The sequence below is a fragment of the Pseudoalteromonas sp. APC 3358 genome, from assembly GCF_030408075.1.
Taxonomy (GTDB): Bacteria; Pseudomonadota; Gammaproteobacteria; order Enterobacterales; family Alteromonadaceae; genus Pseudoalteromonas; species Pseudoalteromonas arctica.
This window is the reverse complement of record NZ_JASDCE010000003.1, coordinates 274,202-296,018: the sequence shown is the minus strand read 5'-3', so window position 1 is coordinate 296,018 and position 21,817 is coordinate 274,202. Positions and strand designations below refer to the sequence as shown.

Annotated in this window: 22 protein-coding genes; 9 read left to right on the top strand and 13 right to left on the bottom strand. The window is 38.3% G+C overall.

The features are described 5' to 3' along the window. Positions 1-12: 12 nt before the first annotated feature. Entirely contained in the window at positions 13-798 is a 786-nt protein-coding gene (locus QL995_RS06490; RefSeq protein WP_007581254.1) for a putative porin, read from the bottom strand. A gap of 114 nt (positions 799-912) precedes the next feature. Continuing rightward, complete coding sequence (locus tag QL995_RS06485; protein ID WP_007581257.1) at positions 913-1,680, bottom strand: EAL domain-containing protein; 768 nt, start codon at positions 1,678-1,680, stop codon at positions 913-915. A 218-nt stretch (positions 1,681-1,898) separates the two neighbouring features. Here QL995_RS06485 and QL995_RS06480 point away from each other — a divergent pair, with 218 nt between their 5' ends. After that, positions 1,899-2,087, top strand: a complete 189-nt coding sequence (locus QL995_RS06480; RefSeq protein ID WP_165726429.1) for a 2TM domain-containing protein — start codon at positions 1,899-1,901, stop codon at positions 2,085-2,087. Between the two features lie 119 nt (positions 2,088-2,206). On the opposite strand, the gene QL995_RS06475 is transcribed toward QL995_RS06480, so the two are convergent. From QL995_RS06475 to QL995_RS06465, 3 genes are all read right to left on the bottom strand, one after another. Further along, positions 2,207-2,644 carry an OsmC family protein gene (locus QL995_RS06475; RefSeq protein ID WP_007581262.1) on the bottom strand — a complete coding sequence of 146 codons (438 nt, stop codon included), beginning with the start codon at positions 2,642-2,644 and terminating at the stop codon, positions 2,207-2,209. Positions 2,645-2,768: 124 nt separating this feature from the next. Continuing rightward, positions 2,769-2,909: a DUF2256 domain-containing protein gene (locus QL995_RS06470; protein WP_002958154.1), complete on the bottom strand. Its 141-nt coding sequence runs from the start codon at positions 2,907-2,909 to the stop codon at positions 2,769-2,771. A gap of 2 nt (positions 2,910-2,911) precedes the next feature. After that, positions 2,912-4,435 (bottom strand): deoxyribodipyrimidine photo-lyase, encoded by a 1,524-nt coding sequence (locus QL995_RS06465; protein ID WP_290293778.1) that lies wholly within the window; start codon positions 4,433-4,435, stop codon positions 2,912-2,914. A gap of 120 nt (positions 4,436-4,555) precedes the next feature. Here QL995_RS06465 and QL995_RS06460 point away from each other — a divergent pair, with 120 nt between their 5' ends. The 5 genes from QL995_RS06460 to QL995_RS06440 all read left to right on the top strand — a co-directional run bounded on the left by QL995_RS06460 (position 4,556) and on the right by QL995_RS06440 (position 9,883). Continuing rightward, on the top strand, positions 4,556-5,164 hold the full coding sequence (locus QL995_RS06460) for a flavin reductase family protein (RefSeq protein WP_007581267.1): 609 nt from the start codon (positions 4,556-4,558) through the stop codon (positions 5,162-5,164). 298 nt (positions 5,165-5,462) lie between these two features. After that, positions 5,463-7,130: a YHYH protein gene (locus tag QL995_RS06455; protein WP_290293776.1), complete on the top strand. Its 1,668-nt coding sequence runs from the start codon at positions 5,463-5,465 to the stop codon at positions 7,128-7,130. A gap of 9 nt (positions 7,131-7,139) precedes the next feature. Further along, positions 7,140-7,670, top strand: a complete 531-nt coding sequence (locus QL995_RS06450) for a hypothetical protein (protein ID WP_024610943.1) — start codon at positions 7,140-7,142, stop codon at positions 7,668-7,670. After that, the gene (locus tag QL995_RS06445; RefSeq protein ID WP_197153127.1) at positions 7,670-9,115 is read left to right on the top strand and encodes an ATP-binding protein; all 1,446 of its coding nucleotides are present in this window, start codon (positions 7,670-7,672) and stop codon (positions 9,113-9,115) included. Before QL995_RS06450 ends, QL995_RS06445 begins: the two co-directional genes overlap by 1 nt. Before the next feature lie 93 nt (positions 9,116-9,208). Next, on the top strand, positions 9,209-9,883 hold the full coding sequence (locus QL995_RS06440) for a response regulator (RefSeq protein ID WP_101217776.1): 675 nt from the start codon (positions 9,209-9,211) through the stop codon (positions 9,881-9,883). A gap of 27 nt (positions 9,884-9,910) precedes the next feature. Here the strand turns inward: QL995_RS06440 and QL995_RS06435 are convergent, their stop codons facing one another. Continuing rightward, positions 9,911-10,768 (bottom strand): PA4780 family RIO1-like protein kinase, encoded by an 858-nt coding sequence (locus QL995_RS06435; protein ID WP_007581277.1) that lies wholly within the window; start codon positions 10,766-10,768, stop codon positions 9,911-9,913. A gap of 311 nt (positions 10,769-11,079) precedes the next feature. Between QL995_RS06435 and QL995_RS06430 the strand changes: the two genes are divergently transcribed. Further along, positions 11,080-11,355, top strand: a complete 276-nt coding sequence (locus tag QL995_RS06430; protein ID WP_007581281.1) for an EF-hand domain-containing protein — start codon at positions 11,080-11,082, stop codon at positions 11,353-11,355. Between the two features lie 12 nt (positions 11,356-11,367). Next, a complete protein-coding gene (locus QL995_RS06425) occupies positions 11,368-11,823 on the top strand; it encodes a hypothetical protein (RefSeq protein WP_290293774.1) in 456 nt (151 codons plus the stop codon). Between the two features lie 88 nt (positions 11,824-11,911). On the opposite strand, the gene QL995_RS06420 is transcribed toward QL995_RS06425, so the two are convergent. The 5 genes from QL995_RS06420 to QL995_RS06400 all read right to left on the bottom strand — a co-directional run bounded on the left by QL995_RS06420 (position 11,912) and on the right by QL995_RS06400 (position 18,318). Next, complete coding sequence (locus QL995_RS06420) at positions 11,912-13,291, bottom strand: VCBS repeat-containing protein (protein WP_010555359.1); 1,380 nt, start codon at positions 13,289-13,291, stop codon at positions 11,912-11,914. Positions 13,292-13,811: 520 nt separating this feature from the next. Next, on the bottom strand, positions 13,812-15,752 hold the full coding sequence (locus QL995_RS06415; protein ID WP_165729026.1) for an EAL domain-containing protein: 1,941 nt from the start codon (positions 15,750-15,752) through the stop codon (positions 13,812-13,814). Positions 15,753-16,013: 261 nt separating this feature from the next. After that, the gene (gene yghU / locus QL995_RS06410) at positions 16,014-16,859 is read right to left on the bottom strand and encodes a glutathione-dependent disulfide-bond oxidoreductase (RefSeq protein WP_290293773.1); all 846 of its coding nucleotides are present in this window, start codon (positions 16,857-16,859) and stop codon (positions 16,014-16,016) included. A 77-nt stretch (positions 16,860-16,936) separates the two neighbouring features. Further along, positions 16,937-17,518 carry a rhomboid family intramembrane serine protease gene (locus QL995_RS06405; protein ID WP_010555361.1) on the bottom strand — a complete coding sequence of 194 codons (582 nt, stop codon included), beginning with the start codon at positions 17,516-17,518 and terminating at the stop codon, positions 16,937-16,939. A 116-nt stretch (positions 17,519-17,634) separates the two neighbouring features. Beyond that, the gene (locus QL995_RS06400; protein ID WP_290293770.1) at positions 17,635-18,318 is read right to left on the bottom strand and encodes a type 1 glutamine amidotransferase domain-containing protein; all 684 of its coding nucleotides are present in this window, start codon (positions 18,316-18,318) and stop codon (positions 17,635-17,637) included. Between the two features lie 157 nt (positions 18,319-18,475). Between QL995_RS06400 and QL995_RS06395 the strand changes: the two genes are divergently transcribed. Next, a complete protein-coding gene (locus tag QL995_RS06395; protein ID WP_101164168.1) occupies positions 18,476-19,399 on the top strand; it encodes a LysR family transcriptional regulator in 924 nt (307 codons plus the stop codon). Between the two features lie 43 nt (positions 19,400-19,442). Here QL995_RS06395 and QL995_RS06390 read toward each other — a convergent pair whose 3' ends face one another. Continuing rightward, entirely contained in the window at positions 19,443-20,177 is a 735-nt protein-coding gene (locus QL995_RS06390) for a dienelactone hydrolase family protein (protein ID WP_290293768.1), read from the bottom strand. Positions 20,178-20,420: 243 nt separating this feature from the next. Continuing rightward, a complete protein-coding gene (locus QL995_RS06385; RefSeq protein ID WP_290293766.1) occupies positions 20,421-21,752 on the bottom strand; it encodes a glycerophosphodiester phosphodiesterase family protein in 1,332 nt (443 codons plus the stop codon). Between the last annotated feature and the right edge of the window lie 65 nt (positions 21,753-21,817).

Here is a 21,817-nt window from a genome sequence, read left to right as displayed (position 1 = left end):
TTTTTGTGTTTATTAAAATTGGGCTACAAAGCTAAGATTATATACATCATAGTTATCATTATCAGTGTAATTAGCTGTGAAGTAGTAGCTATCATTAATAAAGTACTTACCTTCAATAACTAAATCAGAGTCGTTTGAGCCAATACCGACTGCAACATGTTTATTAAAGTAATAGTTTGCGAGCACATTAAAAACTGAGTCGTCGCCAACATCTAGGTAGTCAACATTTATAGCAAAATAACTGTCGTCGTAAAGATGGGCAAAGTAACGTGATGATAGGTCCCATGACTCTGTTTCATCATCTGTTTCAACAGTAAAACCAATGTAGTCGGTGTCATTAATTTCATGATTATATTGAGCTTTAAATAAATAAACTGTATCGCTATATTCATAATCTAACATACGAACAGATACTTTTAGTGAATCAGCAAATAAGTAACCTAAACCAAGTGAATAGTTGTCGGCATCACCAATATTAGGTAGTTCAAAAGTTGCAAAAGCATTGCCGTAAAAGCCTTCTCCAAAAATACCTTTTCCACTATAACCATCTGAATTAAAATAATTTAAGCCTATATTACTATCTGTATCCAAGTAGCCATAATCATCCCACACACCTGAGTTTTGCTGTTCCTCAAAGTAATAGTGAGTTGATAACCCGTACACATCATCACTGTAATAATCAGAATCAATTTTTGCGTAGTTTATAGAGTTAAACCATTGTTTTGATTCTGACTGCTCGACGTTTGCAGACGCTGTACAGCTAAGTGCGAGTAAAGTGAGTGGCATTAAAAAGCGCATAAGTATCCCTTCTTATAATTAAGTAAATTTGTTACTAGAATGGGTATTATATTTATGAGGTTTTATAAGGCAATTAAATGATTGTAATAAAGTGTTTGGGTATTGTAGATTTTCCTAATTAAAAACGTAGGTTACCTCAGGCAAGTTTTCAAAGCTTGGTTTGGCAAATAAATACCCTTGCATAAGCTCAACACCTGCGTTTTTAAGCCATGTATATTCTTCTACTGTTTCAATCCCTTCAGCCAGTGCGATAATATTTAAATCGCGAAACATATTTAAGCAATGAGTTACTATTAATTGGCGTTTTTTGTCGTTGCTTATATCGCGTATTAGCGCCATATCCAGCTTGATAATATCTGTTTGAAAGTCAGCCAGCAGATTTAAACCAGAATAACCTGCACCAAAGTCATCAGTGGCGGTTTTAAATCCGAGAGACTGATAGTAATCAACAATGCGTTTAATGTGTGCGGTGTCTTCTATTTTTTCAACTTCAGTAAATTCAAACATAATATTTTGAATTGGGAAGTTATACTTTTTTGCCGCTTCTAGTGTGGTGCGTATACATCGCTCTGGTTTATAAATAGCATTAGGTAAAAAGTTAATGCTTAGCATTGATGTTATGCCCAGCTTTGAGGCTAGTTGAATGGCTTTAATGCGGCAAAGCTGATCAAATGCATAGCGGTTGTCTTCATTCACTTTTGAAATGATTGAATAAGCAGACTCGCCATTTAAACCCCTAACTAGTGCCTCATAGCCATAAATAAGATTAGTTTTACAGTTTATAATCGGTTGAAAAGCCATAGAAAAATCAAATTCGAGATCGTTAGCGTCAGCACAGTTACTACACGTAACTTTTTCGCAATCTTTTGATTTTTCGCTCATTTAGCTCATCCTTTTATGTTTATTTGTTTAGGTTAGTTGAGATTAGATTCTAACACAAATAGATTAAAGTATTGTTTTTTATGTTTTTATACATAATAAATAACTATGTAATTAAATGAAAAGTGATGACTAATGTCAGATCACTTAGTGACATTTAGCAGGTGTGTACGCTGCTTATTAAAACAATAATAGCGACATACATTACTTGGAGAATATAAATGAGCAATACAGTGACATTAGGCAAAAAAATTAAAGGATATTTACTTATTTTAACTTTGCTAAGCGTTATAAATTTACTAACTTCGCCTAGTTATATGTGGGTAGTATGGCCAGCAATTGGGATGGGAATAGGGCTTGTAGTAAGTACTTTGAGTAGGAATAAACCTAAAAATACTTCTTTATACTAAGCAAGCCAAGTAATTACTTGGCTTGCTTAGTAAGGAACTGTCTAAACAGTTAAGTCTAAACAGTTAAGTCTAAATAGTTAAGTCTAAATAGTTAAGTCTAAATAGTTAAGTCTAAATATTTAAAATGCTGATTGAAGTGTCGCATCTAGTGATATTTCGGTATTTAAGAGCTTGGAAATAGGGCAGCTCTTTTTGGTTTGCTCACATAAGGCTTGAAACTGCTCGTTTTGAATATCATCAATACGCGCTTTTACCTCAAGGGCAATATGCGTTACTGAAAAACCGTCATCTACTTCATCAAGGCTTACAGTGGCTTTAGTATCAATTTTATCTGCGGTAAAGCCTGCATCACCTAATGCAAGCGAAAGTGCCATACTAAAACATGCACTGTGAGCTGCACCTACTAATTCTTCAGGGTTTGAGCCTGCCTTATCTTCAAAGCGGGTATTAAAACCATAAGGTTGTTTATCAAGCGCGCCACTTTGAGTTGATATGCTACCTTTGCCTGTTTTAATATCGCCAGACCATGTTGAACTAGCCGTTTTTTTAATCGTCATCATCTTCTCCTTGCTTGAGTGTAAGCTTTTCAGGTTAGCTAAGCGTTATTTACAAAATAAACTTATATAAAGCCTTAAAAGCATTAATTACTGATGATGTTGCAAAATAGACGCCAGTTAATTGTTATCCCTGTTTATTTCGCTTACAGCGCTCTGAACAATAAATAACGTTATCCCAGTCGCGCTGCCATTTTTTACGCCACGTAAAAGGTTTATTACAAATAGGGCATATTTTTTGAGGTAAGTTTAGTTTTTTGTGCGCCATGCTTACTTAGCCTTGCTGTTACTTTTAGCATCCGTTTTACTTTTTGTTCGAGTAACTTTTTGAGTACCCCCAACGTGCTTTTTAAGAATCCTCCCTATGGCGCGTTTAACATCGGCTCGCTCACGGTATTGCCATAAGCGTTCGCGTGCTTCTTTTGAGGCTGCTGTTAAATCAAGCATGGGTTCGGGATAATCCTCCCCTAATTTAAAGTCGTTAAAGAGTGCTTCCATCGGAGTTTGCTCCCAAGGTTGGTGTAAATATTCAATAGGGAGTTTTTCAAGCTCGGGGCACCACTTTTTAATAAACGAACCTGTTGGGTCTTGATCTTCTGATTGTTTAATTGGGTTATAGTGCCTAATGGTGTTAATGCCTGTTACCGAGGCTTGCATTTGAATTTGCGGGTAGTGAATTCCGGGCTCAAAATCTAAAAAGTAATTAGCGAGAGGAAAGCTTGCTTGCTGCCAGCTTATATTTAAATGATGCGTGACAAAGCTTACAAGCATGGCGCGCATTCTAAAGTTTATATAGCCGGTGGCTTTTAAGCAGCGCATGCAAGCGTCAATAATGGGAATACCTGTTTGACCTTGCGCCCAGCGTTCAATATCGTTTTTAACATGTTCATCATCACGATACGGAAATACATGATAACCCGGATTAAGGGCTAAAAACTCCATAGAACATTCGCTCTCAAACTTTTGCATAAAGTGGCAGTGCCAATGCAAGCGCGATACAAACGCAGCAAGCGGGCGCTTCCAGCCTCTTTTGTCAGGGTGTTTTGAATGATATTCATCAATGGCCATTTGATACACTTGCCTAAGGCTAATATTCCCCCATGCTAGGTACGGCGAAAGTCGGGAGCAATGAGTTTGGCTTAAACTTGGGCTCGATATTCCTTTTTGATAACCTTTACCGCGCTCGGCAAAAAAGCTCTGCATTACAGTTCGGGCATGCAGCGGGCCACCTTGTTGAAAGCTGTCGTGATCTTGCGTGTAAGCGCTTGGTAGCTCAGGTGTTTGGTAGTTATTGAGGGTAATTGTTTTTATACTCTTCCAATTAGGAACTGCAATAGGTGCTTGCATTGTTTGCTGCCAGCGTTCGTTCCAATTATTACGATTTTTTTTGCCGCGAATAACCGCGCCTGTTTGCGACTCTTGCCAGTTAATATGGTTATGCTGGCACCATGCTTTTATTGCTTTATCGCGCTCAAAGGTGTTGTTTAAGCCTATTTCTTGATGGCTAAAAATATTAACTATTTCAAACTGCGTCTTTAACGACTCAAGTAAGTCGCTCATATTTAAATTAAATATATAAACACAGGCATTAAAGCGCGCTAGTTGCTTATTTAACTCAACGACAGATTGATACACAAAGCGCCAGTGCCGCTCATTGTAGTGTGCATCTTCGAGCAATAATGGCTCAAAGTTATAAAGTAATAGGGTAGGTAAGCCATTACTGAATGCATTTTTTAATGGTTGATGATCGCTAAGACGCAAATCACGTTTAAACCACACGATGTTTATTTTCATATAATTTGTTTATTGCTTTAAATAGAGATAAAAATTAGCTTGTTATTTAACTGAGTAAGCCAAACCTATACGTAACTAACTTGAATTAAGATTTAGTTTTAATGTATTAAAAGGAAAAGTATGTTTTTAGATTTAACTGTAAATAAAGAGCTTAATGTTTATTCGTATTTAGTTGGCGGGATCAGCCCTCGTCCAATTGCATGGATAAGTACATTAAGTAGCGACGGTGTGGCTAATATTGCTCCTTACTCATTTTTTACAGTAGCGAGTTGTAACCCACCAGTATTGAGTGTGACGCAAGTAAATCCACGCGATAAACCAAGTAAAGATACATTAATTAACTTATTAGCGACTAAAGAATGTGTGATTAACATTGTGAGTCATGAGCAGGTTGAAAAAATGAATCAAAGCTGTGCTAATTACCCTAGTGATGTTAGTGAGTTTGATGCTGCAAATATAACTAAAATTGATAGCCAAATGGTCGCAGTGCCGAGTGTTGCTGATTCAAAAGTACGCTATGAGTGTAAGCTACGTGAAGTTATTACTATTTCAAGCGAGCCTGGCGGCGGACAAATGATGTTGTTAGACATAGTGGGTATTTGTGTTGACGATGAGGTGTTTGTTGACGGTTATATTGACCCAACACTTTTAGATGCGGTAGGTAGAATGGGTGGGGATTATTATGCAACCACTAAAGACAAATTTGTACTTAAACGACCACAAATTTAGGGCGTGTTGATCTTTGTGGATTGAAATTTGTTCAATCTAGGGGCGATTTAATCGCGGCGCGAGGTTTGTAACCTAGTGGGCTAAGTAAAAACCGAGCAACAAAGAGTCAATCGTCCCTAGAAAGAACCCAAAGGGCAGCGCATGTTTGGTCTTTATGCTGCGTTATCGCCTATTTATGGGGAATAACCACACTTCATAGGCTCTGCCTTGCCTAAAAACCAAACATACTGCTGCAAATTCAACCACCAAAGATCAACACGCCCTAGTCTTATGTTTATTCTTCCTTAGTTTGTGCACATTGTTTGCACTTTTACTTGTTAACTTTGTTTTATTAAACGTTAAAGTAAAGGTTCAAACATTGAAAACACTTTTTAAAACAAAAGCCTCTAATGTAACTAAGTTATTTGCATTAAGCGCGCTTTGTATCGCTTTAAGCGCATGTAACAGCGATTCTACAAGTACTACAACAGACGGCGAAACGGTCAGTAATAGTGCTCCAACGGTTGACGCCGGTATTGACCAAACTGTTAATGCGGGCGATACCGTTTATTTAAGTTCAACAGTTGAAGATGATGGCGAAGTATCTGTTAGCTGGTCACAAACATCAGGCACTACCGTTAGCTTATCTTCAAGTACTGCAACGTCTACTGAGTTTGTTGCACCTGAGGTATTAACCGATGAAGCACTTGTATTTGAAATCAGTGCAGATGACGGCACAAACGATGTCGTTGTAGATACCGTTATAGTTAATGTTATTGCTTCATCAGACTCAGGCTCAGACACTGGTGCAGTTGATAATAGTGCAAAACTTACCAGCTGGTTAATTAACAACGATACAACCTCTACTTATATACAAAACAATGGCGCAGTGGTTGAAGATGTTCAATCAGTTGAGGTTGTTACTGTTACTGAGGAAGATGCTGACGTTGAATACATGTATGTGCAAACAACTGACATTCCTAAATATGACGTAACGCTTACACAAGACCAAGTAGACGCGTTAAATAACCGCCCGCGTGCAGCTACCGATTTTTATAACGGTGTAACCTCAGCAGCAGTAGGGCAAACCATTTCGTTTGGTGAAGATATTGGCTATAACAGCAGTACTGAAAACTGTGATGACACAGGCGGTGCAGGCTATTGGCCTCCAGGACCAGGTTGTCCGACAGAACAAACAGTTGAGGCGTATTTTCCGATAACACCTACCGATTTATCTGACACTGAAACTTGTGAAACAGGTTTAGGTACAGTTGGCTTAATGGTTAATGGCACCAGTATATTTAACTGGGGCGATGGTATGAGCTACGGTAATAATATTTGGTATACATTAGCGCCCATTGCTGAGCAATACGATGTTGATGTGTGTGGCGGACATGCTGCTAACGGAGAATATCATCACCATTTTTACACGAGTTGCTTAGCTGATTTACTCGAAGATGATGGCGATGCGCATTCACCTATTTATGGGTTTGCAGCTGATGGCTATCCGCTTTATGGTCCTTATGAAAGTAACGGTCAACTTGCATTAAGTGGCTGGGAAATGCGTGATTATGGCGCATCAGAAAGTGAGGGTGGTTGTGGTACTGAGGGTGAGCGAAGCTGTACTTTAATTAATCAATACGATGTTAGCCAAGGTACACAAACAAGTGATGCAGGTCCTGCTATTGGCGCAGAAGTAACGACGCTCTCTGGTAATACATTAAATGCCGACGATGGGTATTACTTTGAAGATTTCTACTACGCACAAAAAACAGTAACCGGTGCTCAATTAGATGAGCATAACGGCCACGATACTAACGATGGCAAGGGTTATCACTACCATATAACACTAACGTTAGACAGCGATGGTAAATTACAGCCTTCTTTCCCTTATCAAATAGGGCCTCGTTTTAAAGGTCAATTAGCCGATAATTCAATTGGTCGCTGTGATACTGGCGAAACAATGGGTCCACCACCGGGAATGTAAGGAGTAACTATGCGTTATTTTAAATACGCATTGATCCTAACTACTGCTGCGCTATTGAGCTTTAAGCTCTTTGCGCAGCAGGAAATGATGGATCATAGCCATATGCCTATAGCAGTGCCAAGTGATACGCCAATTCCGGCATTAAGCCTTAAGTTATTAAAAGATAGTATGTCGGGTTATAACTTAATTTTAGATACGCAGCGCTATGATTTATCTGTGCCTCCTGAGGGCGCAATGAACATGCAACAAATGATGAGCGTTACTACAAACGATGACACGGGCTTTTTACGAGGTCATGCTCATTTGTATATTAATGGGGTTAAAATACAGCGAATTTACGGACATGCATTGCATTTACCTGCTAACTTATTTAAAAGTGGTATAAATACCGTATCGGTTACTTTAAATAATCATGGTCATATGTATTGGACCGCTCAGGGCAAAAAAATAGTTGCTACGCTGTATGTTAACGATCAAACCAAAGAGTTTATAACATACCGATTTGAAAGCTTTCCTAGCAAGGTTGAAAACACGCATTAATGAAAATTCATAATAAACTTTTTTTAATACTATTTAGTTTTACCTTTAGTGTTATTGCAGGGCTAGTAGTACTTATACAATGGAGTATAGGGCAAGGCGTAATTGATTTTGTTAATGCAAAAGAAGTAAAAGCGCTTGAACCACTTGTTGTGCAACTTGCAAAGCAATACGAAAAAACCCCCTCATGGGAACGTGTTGTTGGCAATGGCGAAAATTTTAGAAAACTTATTGAATCGCAGCTAGAAAATAGCCAGTTTTTACCTAGGCCACCAGAAGGTCCAGGCCCCAGAGGGGGAATGATGCGACGGCCGCCACCCGATCATATTCGTTTAGGGGGAGAGCGCCGCCTACCACCTGAAAATATTGCTCACTACGCTTTGCTTGACGAAAATAAGCAGCGAGTAGTGGGTAGATACCTCAGCGATTTAAAATATATAACAACCCCAATTACAGTGGGCGATAAAACAGTGGGTTACTTAGCTGTATCTAAAAGAGATAGCTTGGTTGATGGTTATGAGCTTGATTTTTTACAGCAGCAAACTAACTACTTATGGTTTATTGCTTTAGCCGCTGTATTGCTTACATTGCTAGTTACCTTTTTATTGTCTCGTCACTTAGTTAGCCCAGTAAAGCAAATTGCTAATGGTATGCATCGCTTAACGCAAGGTAATTACGAGACCAAACTTACGCTTGAGCGAAAAGACGAATTAGGCCAATTAAGCGAAGATTTTAATATCCTTGCATTTACACTCGCTAAAGACGAGCAAGTGCGCAAACGCTGGCTTGCCAATATTTCTCACGAGCTTAGAACGCCAATGAGTATTTTGCTCGGTGAACTTGAAGCTATGCTACTTGGAATACGTGAGCCTAATGCAAAAAATATTAACTCGGCTAACGACGAGGCATTGCATTTAAAACGCTTAATAGATGATTTGCATATGCTCAATAGCGCAGAGTTAGGGGGTATGCATTACACTATGCAACCTACTGATATGGCTTTATTATTAAATACTATTGAGCAAAAATATCAGGTTATACTTGAGCAACATAATATAAAAATTTACTTACTCAATAGCGCTAAACACATAACTGTACAAGCAGATAAAACACGCCTTTTGCAGCTGCTCGATAATATTTTAATGAACGCCGTGCACTATGCACAATGCACCACTATTTCATTAACGGCTAATAATATAAGCATTAAAGGGCAAACCTACTTAGAGCTTATAATTGAAGATAATGGCGTAGGTGTAGAGCAGTCGCATTTATCGCATTTGTTTGAGTATTTATATCGAGTAGATAGTTCGCGTAATCGCCAAGAGGGCGGTTCGGGCTTGGGCTTATCTATTTGCCAACATATAGTTAAAGGCCATAATGGTGAAATAGCTGCTGAAAAAGCCACTCTAGGCGGTCTTGCTATTATTATTAGGCTACCAACTATTTAGCTTTAGTTGATTCAGATAAATAATACGTAACTTGAACTTTGTTTGATATGGTATTTTTATCCTAATTTTGGATTACTAATAACAGAGAACTCTATGAGCGAACAAATACTGATTGTGGAAGATGAAGTAAAGCTAGCTAACTTAATGAGTGACTTTTTAAGTAGCCATCATTTTGTTACTCATCAAATACATCACGGAAATGAAGTATTACCTTGGCTTGAAATTAACAGGCCGAGTGTAATTTTGCTCGACATAATGCTACCAGGTCAAAGTGGTATAGAACTATGTAAAGCAATCAGGCGCTTTTCAAATGTGCCTATTATTATGGTATCGGCAAAAGTAGAAGAAATAGATAGGCTGCTTGGACTTGAGTTAGGTGCAGATGATTATATTTGTAAGCCGTTTAGTTATGCTGAGCTGGTGGCGCGAGTTAAAGCTATATTAAGGCGATTAAGTAACGCAAGTGATGTTACAGAGTCAACAATGAAGCTCGACGAGAGCACCTACAGCGTAAAATACAAATCAAGCAGCATAGAGCTAACGAACTTTGAATTTCAGCTATTTAAACCTTTGTTTAACAACCCAAATCGTATTTATTCGCGCGATAGTTTAATGGACACCATGTACGCCGATCAGCGTATTGTGAGCCATCGTACTATTGATAGCCATATTAAAAAGTTGCGTAAAAAACTAGATGAAGTGACACAAACTGAAAGTGTTATTCAGTCTGTTTATGGGGTTGGCTACCGATTTGTGCACCCGCAGTAAGAGGTATTAGTGAGCTATGACGATGAGTTACTCATCATCGTCAGCATTTTTAATTCGCTCTAAACGGTCAAACTCTTCGTATTCGGCAGCTTGAATTTCATCAAGAATAGAATCTACATCGGCAAGTTCGTCGCTGTCTTCAAATTCACCTGTAAGCGTTGAATTAGGCGTTAAATTGGCCTCTTCAAATAATGCCCACATTTCTTTAGCGTATTTAGTTTTTAGTATGCTTGGCGCAAATTCACCATAGTAGCGGCGTATGTTATTTACATCGCGTGCAAACATAGCTTGTGCACTGTTATTTGCTGAAGCGTTAACTGCTTGCGGTAAATCTATAATTACAGGGCCGTTATTATCTACAAGTACATTAAATTCAGATAAATCGCCGTGTATTATACCTGCGCAAAGCATAAGCTTAATGTAATGCATCATGAGTTTATGCTGCTCAATCGCTTGCTCTTCACTAAAAACGACATGTCCAAGTTGAGGGGCTACGTTACCATTCTCGTCCGACACAAGCTCCATAAGCAGCACGCCATCAATACAAAAGTAAGTATCAGGAACACGTACACCCACGCCAGCTAAACGAGATAACGCATCAACTTCGGCATTTTGCCAAATCTCTTCTTCTAATTGACGGCCATAGCTAGAACGTTTACCCATAGCACGCGCTTGGCGTCCACCACGTACTTTTCGGCCTTCTTGGTATTGTGCCGCTTTTTTAAAGCTACGTTTAACCGCGTCTTTATACACTTTCGCACAGCGAATGTGCTCACCACAGCGGACAATAAATACATCGGCTTCTTTACCGCTCATTAGTCGGCTTATAACTTCGTCAATAAGGCCATCATCAACAAGGGGTTGTAGGCGTTTAGGTATTTTCACAGATTGCCTGCTAAGTAGGGTTGGTTATTAATCATTATTTATGAAAGTGCTCTGTATTTGTTTGTTTAATTGGCTCAAGCAGTATATCAGCTTTGAGAATTAAGGGCAGTAACACTACTGCCTGAGAGTAATTAATCGTATTATTTTATTAGCTTATATATTGATTGCAAAGCAATCAACCAGAACTTTTTAAATAAGCATTTAGATTACTATTTTTTATTAAAATAATTTATTACTTCCTCATTATTTGCACATTGTTTGCGTTTTTAAAGCGTAAGCTTAGTTTAATTCTTAAATACGAGGTTATTACTATGAAGCATTTTTCAACTCTTGCCACTGTGGCAATATTATCTATTGCTTTTTCAGCTAATGTAGCTGCTCGAGGCGGTGACAATCCTCCTGAAAAACCTGACTTTTCAACTATTGATACTGATGGTGATGGCGTAATTAGCTTTGAAGAGTTTAGTGCTAAAAAACCGCCACACGGCGATGCACAAACAATTTTTGATTCTATAGATGCCGATGGTAATGGCGAAATTAGTGAACAAGAACTTAGCGATCATAAACCACCTCGTCGTGAACGCTGAAAGGATACTAAAATGATTAATAGTATTAACAGTAGTTCTGCGAATTTTATGCCGCAACAAAGTAGTCAGGCTGCAAAACTAACAACAGAGCAAAGCGATTTTGTTAAAGAAACGCTTGCAGAGTTTGACGCTGAAAACTTAACCGAAGAAAACGCGCAAAGTATTCAAGCGGCATTTAAAGAACAAGGTATTGAACCAACAAAAGAGCTTGCTGATTTAATGAGCGAACTTGAGTTTGATGCTAAAAGCATTGGTGATGCAGGACGAGTGGAAGGTCAAAGACCGCCACCGCCGCTACAGAACTCATTAGAATCAGTAGATACAGACGAAGTAGTCAGCTACTTAGATGAGCTATTAACTGAGTATTCAAGCCAGTTGTCTGATGAAGATAAAGAATCAATCCTTGCATCAGTGCAAGAGAAGTTTGGTTTAAGTGAAGGCGATTCACTGCTAAATGTAACTGCTTAGGTGTTATAACTTAGAGTAAAGCTGACTGTTACTCGAAAGTCTTAAGTCCAAAGCCCAACGGTTAACTCTGTTGGGCTTTTTTATTGGCTTAATTTAAGCGTGTTTCTATTTTGCTGGTGCCATCTTCTTCGGTAAATTTAAATACAAAATCTTTTTTACCGTCTTGGTTTATGTCTACCAGAAGAATATCTTTATTATTTTTAGGCAGCGTTAGTTTTAATTTTTTACGTTTATCATTTAGCAGTGAGTCTTGCTCTCCGTAATAAATATACAGCGTTTTTTTACTGTATTTGTATACTGCGTCAATATAGCTGTCGCCGTTAATATCACCTAAATAGAGGGCTGGCTCGGAATCATCGCCGTTCATTCCTACTTCCATTTCTAAATCAAGTTCTATACTCGATTTATTGGCAAATGAGCCGTCGGGTTGCTGCTTATAAATGTTCATTTCTACATCTACATCAGTACTGCCACCGCCCAATGCCATAGACGCAATAGTACCTAAGCCAATATCTAAATCCATTTTTTGTAAATCAATTAAGCCATCATTATTAAAATCAGTTTTGAGCAATAACTCACTAGGGCCTTGTGTTTCAAATAAGGTAATGGGCGTATTACTAAAGCCTTTAGCACTTCCTAGGTACAAAGTATGTGCTATTTTTATATCTAACGAATCCATACCTTGCGTTGGCTTAAACTGTCTAGTTGTAAAATCTAGAAATCCGTCGTTATTAATATCAATAATTTGCTTTATTTTGCGAGTTTCGCCATTGCTTAGCTCGCCTAATTCGATGTTAAAATCAATTGAGGTGAGCTTTTGCTCAAAGCCTTCTGAATTAGCAAGTAGTACATCTGCTCCAAAGTCATTTGAAAAAACCAAGTCGCTTAACCCGTCGTGGTTAAAATCAATAACAACGGGTTTATTGTTAATATTAACTTCTAGAGAAAGCCCTTTTCCTGAAAAGCTGCCTTCATACATAGGTGTTTGTTTAAATTTGTTAGGCTTAAAGCTGCCATCTTTATTTTGAATGTATAAAGTACTGCTTGCTAACCCAGGGATGAAAATATCGCTTAGACCGTCGTTGTTGGCATCGAAGACAAAGTCTACTTTTTCAAATTTATCTATTTTTAATTGATTTAGAACCGACTCATAATTAAACAATAGTGTTGGTTTACCAGCATGGGCTTTGTATACGCCATCACTTGTTAGTACGAGTGCTTGTTTATCGGTAATGTTAGCAAGTGTAGCCACATCAAACCCGATGGCATTTTTTGGTAAGGCAAGTTCACTACTTAGTGATGTGAGTAAATTGATGGCTTCTAATTGTTTTGATTCTTTATTATATGCAAATAAAATCTCTGAATCGGTTGATACTAATTCATCCGTTGTTTTTATTGCCATTGTTTGAGCTATAGCGCTAATGGGGGTAAGTAAAGTGATGAGTGAATAGCAAAGTGGTTTTATCATGCAAATCCCTTTTTTATATTTAGTTGTATCGTTACATTTTTATTATTCACTTATATAAGCAACATCAGCGCACAACTTAACGTAGGGTCCAGCGCTGGCGGTTTGCTAATTAGCGTAAATTTAAACGTAATACACTTATGTAAGTTGGTTTATATTTAGCCTACGCTAATAACTATGTACTGGGTGTAAGTAATTGTAAGATTATGTTTTAAGGAGGGCTTGTTGACCTTTCAGGATTGAAATTTTTTCAACCCAAGGAAGATTTAATCGCGGCGCGAGGTTTGTAACCTAATAACAAAGAGTCAATCTCCCCTAGGCAGAACCCTTCGGGCAGCGCATTTTTGGCATTTATGCTACGTTATCAACTATGTATGGTTAATAACCACACTACATAGGCTATGCATTGCCTAAATACCAAACAGTCTGCTGCAAATTTAACCTCGAAAGATAAACAAGCCCTAATAAAAAAGGTAGTGCAAAACTCATATGGCAGTTAAGCGCTTTTAGCGGGTTTTAGTTATCAACGGCACAGCTTATTTTGCTCATTTAAATAAGCATCTACAAAATCTACTTCCATCGGTTTTGAAAAGTAATAACCTTGCAGGTGAGATACACCAATATTAGTAAGCGTGTTTGCTTGTTCAATAGTTTCAACGCCTTCGGCAACAACAGTAAAATCTAAAGATGAGGCCATTTGTACAATTGCATGAATAATACTTAACCCTCTTTTATCCATGTTTTGAATAAAACTTCTGTCTATTTTTACTATATCTACACCAATATCAAGCATGCTTGATAGTGATGAGTAGCCAGTTCCAAAATCATCAATTGAAATACAAAAGCCTTGTTTTTGTAGTGCTTTAACGGCTGTCAAAAATGTGAGTTTATCTTCGGCAAATACTGATTCGGTAATTTCTATATGCAGATCTTTAGGCTCTACTTGGTGATTGTTTACTATTTTTAATACCTTAGTTACAAAATTTGGATCTTGTAATTGTATTACCGATACGTTCACGCTTACTGCAATTTTTGTCGGTAAATGGTTGAATTTATTTGCTTGTATACATGCTTGTTCTATGACCCAGAGGCCCATTTGGGTTATTAAACCGTATTGCTCGGCAATAGTTATAAACTCATCAGGGAAAATATTTTCACCGTCTAGTTGCCAGCGTAATAATGATTCGAAAGAGGTTACTTTTGATGTTTTGCTATCTACAATTGGCTGAAATACTAGTCTTAAACTGTTTTCTTCTATGGCACTGGCTAGGCGTTGACTCAACAGGTACTCTCTTTCTTGTTTTAATTTGAGTGAATCGTTATAAATATTGATATTACCTTTAGCCATGCGTTTTTGGTGATACATTGCAATATCCGCAGAGCGAATTAAGGTATTTAAATCACTCCCGTGCTCAGGGTACATGGCCATTCCAATAGTTGCTGATACCCATTTTTGATATTTATATGTTTCATGCTCGGCGCTAATGCTTTGAAGCACTTTATTAGCAAACTCGATAAGCTCAGTTTGGCTTTGATACGTTGCTAAAATTAAAAACTCATCTCCGCCCCAACGACATTTATAGAGTTGTTGGTTGCATACATTACTAATTCTCAGTGCTATTTCTTTTAATACTTTATCGCCCACTTTGTGACCCAACGAATCGTTGATTTGCTTAAAACCATCTAAATCTACAAATAATAAAGCAAAGGGTTCTTTAGGGTTATCTGCTAGTTGTTTGTTTGCATTTTTTAAAAATGCGGTGCGGTTTAATAGATTTGTGAGTGGATCGGTATTCGATAAGCGGTAAATTTCTTCAGTGCGTTGCTCGACCTTGTTTTCCATTTCATTAAGCAGCTCTCTGTTTTGGTTTTTGAGCTTGATTGCGCTGTGTGTAAATGTGGCTGATTTGTACGAAGAGGCAATCATGATTGTGGCAAAAGTTAAACCTAATAACCCCAATACGTGTTGGTAGTGATCGTTTGAAAGCGCTAGCAAAAAAGAGTAGGGCGCCAATAAAGTAAAACTATATAGAACAGCGGTAAAACGACTTCCAGACAGCAAATTTGCAGAGCCACCGGCAAGCGCCGATAAAATAGCGATGGTCGTAGTAACTTCCACCGTAGATGAAGTGCTATGAAACCAAAGAGCATAACCACACCAAGACACGGCTGTTGATATACAGCCAATAGCAAAGCGATTTAGATAAGAATGTGTGTTGTAAGGTTGGCGAGAATTTTGAGCTTTCAAAAAAAGCCCTACATCAATAATACGTAAAGTAAGCACGCACATCATTATGCCTAACCAGACTACTTTATCGTGGTTAGTTTTCTCATTAGTTATATCAAAAGCAAATACTAAAGCAACGCTGACTAGTACAGAGACTGCAATTCCGGAAATAGCATTCGAGTATAAAATTTTGAGCGCTTCTTTTCGCTCATTATTACTTAAATTGTTATATGGCACTAATTAAAACCTTTTTCAAAAACAACCCCTAGGAAATTAAGTAAACCATTTAGCAAATTACACTAATGCAATACTGGTAATACAAAGAGCTTAATAAGCCTTTACGCAGCTAAATAAAACTTTAATGTAAAGTAAATATAGTTTACGGGAGGGATAAAAAAAGTTTAAAAAGTAAAAAGGCCCAAAATAAATATTTATTTTGAGCCTTAAAATTATCAAGCAGGTTAAAGTGTTAACGACTTTACTTGCTGTTCTATAGATTTAACCTTCGAAATCACTATCGTTATGGCGCTCTGCCATTTGCTCTACTTCAGGACCCCATGTGCGATTTACGCGACGACCGCGCTTTACTGCGGGGCGCTCTGATATTTGCGTAGCCCAGCGTACAAGATGGGTGTATGAGGCAACATCTAAAAACTCTGCTGCATCATATAAAGCTCCAAGCACTAACGATCCGTACCACGGCCAAATTGCAATATCGGCAATTGAGTATTCATCACCTGCCATGTATTCATTTTCGCTTAAATGTCGATTTAACACGTCAAGTTGGCGTTTAGTTTCCATGGTAAAACGGTCAATAGGGTATTGCATTTTACTTGGTGCGTAGCTATAAAAATGACCAAATCCGCCACCTAAGTAAGGCGCTGAGCCCATTTGCCAAAATAGCCAGTTACGACACTCAGTTTTAGCTTTTAAATCCTTAGGGATGAGTACATCAAATTTTTCAGCTAAATACTGTAAAATAGAACCAGATTCAAAGATGCGAGTAGGCGGCGTGGTTGAATGATCCATTAGCGCTGGGATTTTTGAGTTTGGATTAATATCAACAAAGTCAGATCCAAACTGATCGCCATCACCTATGTTTATTAAATATGCGTCATAGTCTGCATCGGTGCAACCAAGCTGTAAAAGCTCTTCAAACATGATTGTAGCTTTTTGGCCATTAGGTGTCGCAAGAGAATAAAGCTGAAATGCGTGCTCACCAATAGGTAGAGTTTTGTCATGAGTCGCGCCTGCGATTGGGCGGTTAATGCTGGCAAACTTACCGCCACTTTCACTTTCCCACGTCCATACTTTTGGTGGCGTGTATTCGTTTTTATCACTCATAAATAACCTCTGTTAGATGAAATACATATATGGTAAATGTGGCCATAAAAAATTAATTAAAGGCCCTAATACTTAATTTACCGACCTTTTAATTTATCGGCTTTTGCTAATCTATAACCTAAAAACAACCCGCTTAGCGCTCCAAATAAATGGCTTTCAAACGATACATGATAGCGCTGAGGTAAAACACCCCATATAAAACCGCTATAAAGTATAGCCACTACAACTGCAATTATAATTGATTTTAATGAGCGTCTTACTAAGCCGTAGCATAGAATAAAGCCCCATAAACCATATATAACACCGCTTAAACCAACATGTATGTTACTGCGCCCAAATGCCCAAACTAACAGTCCACCGACTAGAGCGGTAAAAATAAATACGTTATAAAAACGTTTTACGCTGTACTGGCAAATTAGCCAGCTTAATACTACAAATGGGATCATATTACTGGCAAAGTGCCACCAGCTACCATGTAAAAAAGGTGCGCATAGTATGCCAATTAATCCTTGGATACTGCGTGGATATATGCCTAAACCATTAAGATTTATGCCAGGTAGACTATTGATCACCTGTAGTACGAAGCAAATAACAACAATACTAAAAATTGCGAAGCGGGTACTCGTTAGTAATGACAGTGTGGTTGGCTTGGTTGCCATATAATCGCCCTAATTGACTTTAAGAGTTGCCAGTATAGGAATTGTATTTGCTAATGAAAAGCAATTAAAAAAGCACAGCATAAAATGCTGTGCTTATTTTTAATTTTTACTCACTATTAACCTAGTTTAGTTAATAGTTTTTTTGCAGCTAGTTCAGAGCTTGCTGGGTTTTGACCGGTAATTACTAAACCATCTACTAGCGCTAATACGCCCCAGTCGTCAGTTTTTTGATAATCGCCGCCTTTTTTAATTAGCTCGTCTTCAACTAAAAATGGCACGATATCGGTAAGTTGTACTGCAGCTTCTTCAGAGTTAGTAAAACCAGTTACTTTTTTACCCGCTACTAATGCATTGCCATCAGCATCTTTAACATTTAAAAATGCAGCACTTGCATGGCATACCGCAGCAACAGGCTTTTGCTCTTTAATAAAGCTTTCGATAAGCGAAATTGAATCAGTGTTGTCAACTAGGTCCCATAATGGACCGTGACCGCCTGGGTAAAATACAGCGTCAAAATCGCTAGATTTTACTTCACTCAACACTTTAGTGTTTGCCATAAGTGTTTGTGCTGCGCTATCGGCGTCGTAACGTTTAGTTGCATCTGTTTGAAAATCAGAAAGTGTACTTGTCGGATCAATTGGTGGTTGACCGCCAGCTGGAGACGCTAATGTTACTTCAACGCCTGCATCAACAAATGCATAGTAAGGGGCTGCAAATTCTTCTACCCAAAAACCTGTTTTTTCGCCAGTGTTACCAAGTTCTGCGTGAGATGTAAGAACCATAAGTATTTTTTTAGACATTGAATATATTCCTTCTGATGATTTGAATTAGTTTATCTTGCTTACCAATTACTATATGCACTAAAAGAGCTTTAAACAACGATGATAAATTTAACTTTATTGGTTTAATAATTGATACAATAGAGGGGTTGAATTTAAAACACGCTACGGAGCACATATGAAGGTGTCGTTTGAGCAGTTAAAGAGCATGGTCGTATTTGCGCAAATTGTAGAGCAGGGCAGCTTAACCGCTGCGGCTAAACAGTTAGGTCTTACGCGAGCAGTAGCAAGTTATCATTTAAAAAAGTTAGAAACCCAACTTGAAGTCACTTTATTAAATCGCTCAACTCGTACCATGGCGCTGACTGAGGCGGGCATTGCTTATTATGAGCGTTGTAGAATAATTACCGAACAAGCTAATGCAGCTAACCAGCAAATAGAAAATATAAAGAGTGAGCCACAAGGTTTACTTAAAATTAGCTGCCCTGTTAATGTGGGAATGCAGCTAATTGTGCCCGCAATAAATACGTTTAAGCGCCAATACCCTAAAATTAAAATAGACTTACAGCTTACTGACGATGTGGTTGATATTATTAAAAATGGGTTCGATTTTGCAATTAGGGGTGTGGCACTGAGTGACTCCAACTTGCAAGCAACCAAGCTGACTACAATGAGCACTTGTATTTGTGGCGCGCCGGATTACTTTACACATTTTGGTAAACCTAAAACACCTTTAGAATTGGCAGATCATCAATGGGTGGTTTATCAGCTAGGAAGTAAAACTTTAACACTTTCAAAAGATGGCAAAAAACACGACATTACAATGCAAGGCGCCTTAAGTACTAATAACGCAGCTGCACGTACTGCCTTTGTAGAAGCGGGGCATGGCATTGGGCGTATTCCGCTTTACGATGCGTGGCCTAAAGTACAAGCTGGGCTACTTGAAATAATATTAGATGATTATAAAAGCAAAGATATTGAACTGTACGGGGTATTTCCGCCAGGAGCTGCGGGATCTAAAAAACTACGATTATTTATTGATTACTTAAAAGCGTATTTTGTAAAACAGCATACCGCCTTAGGTATGCTGAAAAGTGTTTAATTATTTTCGCTTTTTAAATATTTATAAAGCATTTATAAAACACTTATAAAGTACGGCTAAATAATGCAACCGCTTGTTGATACATATTAATTGCAAGGGCTGCATCGTATCGCTCACCTTCATCACGCATAAAGGCATGTTGGGCATTAACTTCTTGCCATTGGTAATTAATGCCTGTGTTTACGCATTGCTGGTATATTTTAGTGCGGCCTTCTTGTGGCACATGCGGGTCTTGTTTACCCCATATAAAGTGAATTTCGCCTTGTATATCAGCCATGCATTCAAATGAGTTATTACCTGATTTTGCCGGTAATGTATTGCTGTGAATATCAGTTGCGTATAAGCAAAAAGCCGCTTTAATTTCAGGGTTAAGCGCCGCTCTATAAGCTAAATGCCCGCCAATACATACGCCCATAGCGCCTACTGTACCTGTGCAGTAATGTTGCTGCTTTATAAAGTCGATCATGGCTTGCGTGTCGCTATCATGATGCTCAAGTGGCTTTGCCCACTTATCAGCATTGCCTTTGTCTTTACCTGTATCATCATAAGCAAGCACAGTGCCCATAGGATTTAACTCGTGAAACACTTCCGGTACTAATACCACAAAGCCATGGCTTGCTAAAATAGCTGCGCTGCGTGCAATAGGTGCAGTTTGCTGAAATATTTCAGAATAAAAAATAATAGCAGGGAATTGCCCTTGCGCCTGAGGGCGATATACTGTTGTTCGCATTAAACCTGTAGGTGTTGGCAAGTCTGCATTATGTTGTTGAATTATCATAAAAGCGCTCAGTTAAATAAAATTATATATAATGATATGGTAACTGAGCGCGATAAAATAAACGACTTTTGTTGTCGAGTATTTATACCAACCTGCATAAATCTTTAATCAATTTAACGAATTAAATTTCACTATAACGTCGTTAAAAATTTTTTATTTAGAACAACTAGATAAAAAATTTTTGCCTAGTTCTAGCGTAATTTTCTTAACGTTAAATAGACCCCATATATAAGCAGATTGGTATTAAATACTTGCAGACATTTTATTACAACTAGCGTAATAACTTACGGTAGCCGGCCAATCTGAAAATATAGCCATTACACCCACGTCTTTTGCGAGTACATCAACGACCGTCATCATATCGCCATCGTTATCTATAACATCAGCAATTGATTGATAGTAATAACCACCACCTTCATTAAGCGGACCTGAGCGCTCAAGGCTCCATGCAATAAGCTCTAAACCTGCTGCTTTTGCGTCAATTGCGTATTGTGATGGCACGATATTATTTTCGTTATCTATTGTTAGCATCATCCAAATTGGAGGGGCTAAAATTTTAACGCCGTCAGCCACAAGTTCATCCATACCAGGTTGCCATGTTTGTGGGTTACTTGGATCAAATCCGGCTTCACTGTCGCGACCATCTAGGTATACGCTGTTATCTGCAAAGTCAGGGTTAGTGTTAATCCAGTATTTTACGTCTTCAAGGTTAAACGATTGCGGATAAACTTTTGAGGCTGGCACATTCATTTGTGTGTACTCGTCTAGCATTTTTTGCGCATATTGCTCTTGCGTCATTCCATCAAATGGCATACTTACTTGTGGCGATTTAAGTTCAGGAGTCATTTTTACACCCAGCTCATTAAACAGTGTAATGCTTTGTTTATGGGTCATCAATGTGCCGTTGGTGGCATATAAATCAGTGCGCCAACTTGGTGTACCATCCATGTAATCGGCAACGGTAGTTGCATTAGTGTTTGCACCATCCATTTTACCTTCAAGGGTTAAAAATTCCGCTAAGCTTATATCGCTGGTACAACATTTTGCAGAAGCAGCAACACCATTAGCAGGGTCTGCTGGTGTAAATGGCACACTGCATTTAGCTGCAAGCTCAGGAATGGCTAAAATATTAGTTGTGGTGTGTAAGTCGCATTGAGAATGGCGACATACTAGTTCTTTATCGTTTGTAAATGTAACATCGCATTCAACAATGCCTGCGCCCATTCTGGCTGCAGCAATATAGGCTTCTTTAGTATGCTCAGGGTATTGCATTGATGCACCGCGATGACCAATAGAAAAGTCGGTGCGGTAAAAAGGACCTTCACTGCATGACTCTAATTGTGTTTTTAAAGCGCTGTCGCTCATATCATTGACTAAATAATATGGACGAGTGCCTAGTTGAATATCTGGCGCATCACCGTTTGGTACTTCTACAATAACAGGCGTAGGTATTTCAACAATCTCAACTTCGGTGTTGGTAACAACCACTTCTTTTTCTATTATTTCTACATCGTCGTCGCAGCCTGCAAGTGTGGCTAACAATATACAGCCTGTAAGTAAGGTAATACGTTTCATTGTTTATCCTTAAAAAGTAAAATTTGTACTACCTTAATGATTATTAATGACAATTTAGCTACAAG

What these genes read in the sequence shown, in the direction of transcription:
- QL995_RS06490 (WP_007581254.1), bottom strand. Translation starts at nt 798, where the DNA reads ATGCGCTTTTTAATGCCACTCACTTTACTCGCACTTAGCTGTACAGCG.
- QL995_RS06485 (WP_007581257.1), bottom strand. Translation starts at nt 1,680, where the DNA reads ATGAGCGAAAAATCAAAAGATTGCGAAAAAGTTACGTGTAGTAACTGT.
- QL995_RS06480 (WP_165726429.1), top strand. Translation starts at nt 1,899, where the DNA reads ATGAGCAATACAGTGACATTAGGCAAAAAAATTAAAGGATATTTACTT.
- QL995_RS06475 (WP_007581262.1), bottom strand. Translation starts at nt 2,644, where the DNA reads ATGACGATTAAAAAAACGGCTAGTTCAACATGGTCTGGCGATATTAAA.
- QL995_RS06470 (WP_002958154.1), bottom strand. Translation starts at nt 2,909, where the DNA reads ATGGCGCACAAAAAACTAAACTTACCTCAAAAAATATGCCCTATTTGT.
- QL995_RS06465 (WP_290293778.1), bottom strand. Translation starts at nt 4,435, where the DNA reads ATGAAAATAAACATCGTGTGGTTTAAACGTGATTTGCGTCTTAGCGAT.
- QL995_RS06460 (WP_007581267.1), top strand. Translation starts at nt 4,556, where the DNA reads ATGTTTTTAGATTTAACTGTAAATAAAGAGCTTAATGTTTATTCGTAT.
- QL995_RS06450 (WP_024610943.1), top strand. Translation starts at nt 7,140, where the DNA reads ATGCGTTATTTTAAATACGCATTGATCCTAACTACTGCTGCGCTATTG.
- QL995_RS06445 (WP_197153127.1), top strand. Translation starts at nt 7,670, where the DNA reads ATGAAAATTCATAATAAACTTTTTTTAATACTATTTAGTTTTACCTTT.
- QL995_RS06440 (WP_101217776.1), top strand. Translation starts at nt 9,209, where the DNA reads ATGAGCGAACAAATACTGATTGTGGAAGATGAAGTAAAGCTAGCTAAC.
- QL995_RS06430 (WP_007581281.1), top strand. Translation starts at nt 11,080, where the DNA reads ATGAAGCATTTTTCAACTCTTGCCACTGTGGCAATATTATCTATTGCT.
- QL995_RS06425 (WP_290293774.1), top strand. Translation starts at nt 11,368, where the DNA reads ATGATTAATAGTATTAACAGTAGTTCTGCGAATTTTATGCCGCAACAA.
- QL995_RS06420 (WP_010555359.1), bottom strand. Translation starts at nt 13,291, where the DNA reads ATGATAAAACCACTTTGCTATTCACTCATCACTTTACTTACCCCCATT.
- yghU (WP_290293773.1), bottom strand. Translation starts at nt 16,859, where the DNA reads ATGAGTGATAAAAACGAATACACGCCACCAAAAGTATGGACGTGGGAA.
- QL995_RS06405 (WP_010555361.1), bottom strand. Translation starts at nt 17,518, where the DNA reads ATGGCAACCAAGCCAACCACACTGTCATTACTAACGAGTACCCGCTTC.
- QL995_RS06400 (WP_290293770.1), bottom strand. Translation starts at nt 18,318, where the DNA reads ATGTCTAAAAAAATACTTATGGTTCTTACATCTCACGCAGAACTTGGT.
- QL995_RS06395 (WP_101164168.1), top strand. Translation starts at nt 18,476, where the DNA reads ATGAAGGTGTCGTTTGAGCAGTTAAAGAGCATGGTCGTATTTGCGCAA.
- QL995_RS06390 (WP_290293768.1), bottom strand. Translation starts at nt 20,177, where the DNA reads ATGATAATTCAACAACATAATGCAGACTTGCCAACACCTACAGGTTTA.
- QL995_RS06385 (WP_290293766.1), bottom strand. Translation starts at nt 21,752, where the DNA reads ATGAAACGTATTACCTTACTTACAGGCTGTATATTGTTAGCCACACTT.